The following is a 641-nucleotide window of genomic DNA, read 5'->3' as shown; positions in this document are numbered from 1 at the left end:
AACAAATCAAGCAAATCAGCCTTGAAACACCCCGAAGTGAAGCTTATGTGAAGCGTCTTGATGGGTGGACTCACCTTGTCATAATGCTTTTCGGTGTTCTCAAACACTTTGATTCTCTTCGGGAAGTGGAGATAGGCATGAAGGCTGAAGTAAACAAACTGCATCATCTTGGCATCGACTATGTCGTCCGTCGTAGTACGCTTGCTGATGCCAACAAGCGTCGCCCACAAGAGTTCTTTGCAAGCGTTTATGCGTACCTCTTAGAGCGTTATGGTTCTTTTTTATCGGACAGCCGCCCTAAAGGTGAACAGAAGACATGGGAAAAGCTTCTGTATATGATGGATTCAACTACGATTACCCTTTTTGACAACATACTCAAGGGTGTAGGCAGACACCCCAAGAGTGGTAAGAAGAAAGGCGGTATGAAGGTTCATACGGTGATGAAGTATCATGTTGGTGTTCCCATGGTCGTACAGCTTACCTCTGCCGCCACGCATGATCATTATCTACTTAAAGAAGTGCATCTTCCTAAGGATGCTACCCTTACCATGGACAGAGCATACGTTGATTATGCACAGTTCCAGCGACTTACAGAGGAAGGGGTATGCTATGTGACCAAGATGAAGAAGAATCTCACCTAT

Annotated in this window: 1 protein-coding gene; it reads left to right on the top strand. The window is 45.2% G+C overall.

Going from position 1 to position 641, the window contains the following annotated elements; translation table 11 throughout:
• Positions 1-641: DUF4372 domain-containing protein (locus O3603_RS12055; protein ID WP_371523055.1), on the top strand; the 641-nt coding region annotated here is incomplete at both ends.

Source organism: Prevotella sp. 20925_1_30, from assembly GCF_041433025.1.
GTDB lineage: Bacteria > Bacteroidota > Bacteroidia > Bacteroidales > Bacteroidaceae > Prevotella > Prevotella vespertina.
This window is presented reverse-complemented; position numbering and strand designations above follow the sequence as displayed.